Origin of the sequence: Moorena sp. SIO3H5 (assembly GCF_010692395.1) — a bacterium.
In the GTDB taxonomy this organism is placed as follows: domain Bacteria; phylum Cyanobacteriota; class Cyanobacteriia; order Cyanobacteriales; family Coleofasciculaceae; genus Moorena.
In genome coordinates, this window is the sequence record NZ_JAAHHS010000685.1 from 1 (window position 1) to 2,266 (window position 2,266).

3 protein-coding genes are annotated in these 2,266 nt (G+C 44.0%); 2 read left to right on the forward strand and 1 reads right to left on the reverse strand.

Annotated features, from left to right (window positions below; genetic code table 11):
- Positions 1-725: 725 nt before the first annotated feature.
- Positions 726-923, forward strand: a complete 198-nt coding sequence (locus tag F6K52_RS35505) for a hypothetical protein (protein WP_293089779.1) — start codon at positions 726-728, stop codon at positions 921-923.
- A gap of 66 nt (positions 924-989) precedes the next feature.
- Positions 990-1,202: a hypothetical protein gene (locus F6K52_RS35510; RefSeq protein ID WP_293089781.1), complete on the forward strand. Its 213-nt coding sequence runs from the start codon at positions 990-992 to the stop codon at positions 1,200-1,202.
- Positions 1,203-1,413: 211 nt separating this feature from the next.
- Here F6K52_RS35510 and F6K52_RS35515 read toward each other — a convergent pair whose 3' ends face one another.
- Positions 1,414-2,097, reverse strand: a complete 684-nt coding sequence (locus tag F6K52_RS35515) for a c-type cytochrome (protein ID WP_293089783.1) — start codon at positions 2,095-2,097, stop codon at positions 1,414-1,416.
- Positions 2,098-2,266 lie beyond the last annotated feature (169 nt).

A 2,266-nucleotide genomic window follows, 5' to 3' on the forward strand; every position in this document is an offset into this window, starting at 1 on the left:
ACGCATCCCTAGGTAGGAACATTAACACTTAGAAATAACATAGTTCTCAGGAACTTAGACTGGTCAACTATAAGCTTCTTACAAGCTCCCGTCATAATCCAAAGGATTTGACGGTGAGTTATTGACTAGCATTTATAGGAGTTATTAATGTGACGTAGAAATTTTTGGGTTTTAGGGAACAGGGAACAGGGAACAGGGAACAGTGAACAGTGAACAGGGAACAAATCCTGTGTACCTGATTAGGCTATAAACCGCTATATTTGAAACGTCTACTTGATCACAGATACATAGTCTAAGTAGTGATGCTTATCGGATTTTTGCTTATTAATTAAGATGGGTTTGCTATGCCTTTGCGATTAGAATCCCTAAGGAAAACCGAAGCAGAGCAGTTCCCATTATAAACCGGTTCGCTATAGCTGATTAAGATTGAGTTCATAAAAACCCTAAAATATTATATCACAAATCCTGACAAAAAAACTTAATAAAATACAAAATTATAGCCCTGTTCCCGATTCCCGATTCCCGATTCCCTACTCCCTACTCCCTACTCCCTACTTCCTTCTTCCTAACCAATTTTTTACAAAAATTTTCAAAATATGCTATAATATAATATTTTTGTGATATACTGAAAACGTGGAGAATAAATTCCACGGAAGAGCCAGCCCGGAGATCTTGTCGGGCTCGGGCTGGCTCTTGATCACCATTTACAGGAGACAACTTATATTATGTCTTACAGTCAACTATACCCATGGGTAATGATTCGGCTATTGCCCCACATGCCACCACTAGTTTTCGCTCGGTTCTGCAACCTTTCCGATGCCAAGAGCCATTCCCAGACTCTGAAGCAGTTGATGCCCCATGGGAAATTTTTGATTTTTCTTGATGTTAGTCTGCCGATAGAGCAAGAGGAATCTGAATCTTAGGGGTTTGTGCTCAGGGAGATAGGGAGATAGGGAGATAGGGAGATAGGGAGATAGGGAGATAGGGAGATGGGGAAATGGGATAAACTTCTTAAAGTTCCTTCTTGTCCACGATTCCCGATTCCCGATTCCCGATTCCCGATTCCCGATTCCCGATTCCCGATTCCCGATTCCCGATTCCCGATTCCCGATTCCCGATTCCCGATTCCCGATTCCCGATTCCCGATTCCCGATTCCCTGTTCCCTACAACTGCCGCGAAGTCTACTATACAAAATAATTAGTGGTCAGCAGTTACTTGGTAATGAAAATACCACCAACAACTAACTACTAACCACTAACTTAAAATTCAATTCCTTCGTCAGCCGTCAGCGGTCAGCCTTTAGCTGATAGCTGATAGCTGTTCGCGTAGCGTGGCCAAAGGCCTTTAGCTGATAACTGATTGCTTACGATTGAGTTTCACAAATCGTTTAGAAACCCGATTGTATCAATCTACTACCAACCATTGTCAGCTTGATACAACACATAATCAGCAAGGGCTGCAATCTGATCCGCTGGTATACGACCTTTGAAGGCTGGCATGGGGGGCTTACCATTGGTGATCTGGTAAACGATCTTGTCCTTAGAGTACATGCCATACTTCTCAAGGGCATCCTTTTTCAGAGTTTTTTGGGCATTGATTAAATTCTTTCCACCCGCATGACAAGCGGCACAGTTCCCTGCGAAGACTTGTGCTGATTTAGCTAGGGCAGCTGGATCTATGGCTGCAGCTACTTCGACAGGTTCAGCAGGAGCAGTTTCTTCCTCTGCTACTGCTTCTGGCTCAGCAGCAGGCTCAGGTGCTACAGCTACTTCTTCTGGTTCAGCAGGAGTAGTTTCTTCCTCTGCTACTTCTTCTGGTTCAGCAGGAGTAGTTTCTTCCTCTGCTACTGCTTCTGGCTCAGCAGGAGTAGTTTCTTCCTCTGCTACTGCTTCTGGTTCAGCAGGAGTAGTTTCTTCCTCTGCTACTTCGGTGGGTTCCGCTGGGGATTCCACTGTTTCAACTGCAGCAGTTGGGGCAGGTGTGGTTTCTGGAGGAACAGTAGCTGTACTTGAGTCAGCACAACCATAGGTAAAGGTCAAGACACAGACCGTTACCACTAGAAGTGATAATAGCTTTTTCAATGCAATTTGTCTCATGAGATTAAAAAAAACAAGTGGGCTAGTCCATAAAGGATTGTCAGATCATGTTTTTCTTTCCGTCAAAAGACAAGCTGTCAAACTTCTTTATTTCTTCCTGATTTGAAACGCGCTAAGGGCGCAAACCCTGCGCCCTTACCGGGTTATACCCTACGGTTATAGTCCTTGA

Coding starts and splice junctions, on each gene's coding strand:
- F6K52_RS35505 (WP_293089779.1), top strand. CDS start 726: ATGTCTTACAGTCAACTATACCCATGGGTAATGATTCGGCTATTGCCC.
- F6K52_RS35510 (WP_293089781.1), top strand. CDS start 990: ATGGGGAAATGGGATAAACTTCTTAAAGTTCCTTCTTGTCCACGATTC.
- F6K52_RS35515 (WP_293089783.1), bottom strand. CDS start 2,097: ATGAGACAAATTGCATTGAAAAAGCTATTATCACTTCTAGTGGTAACG.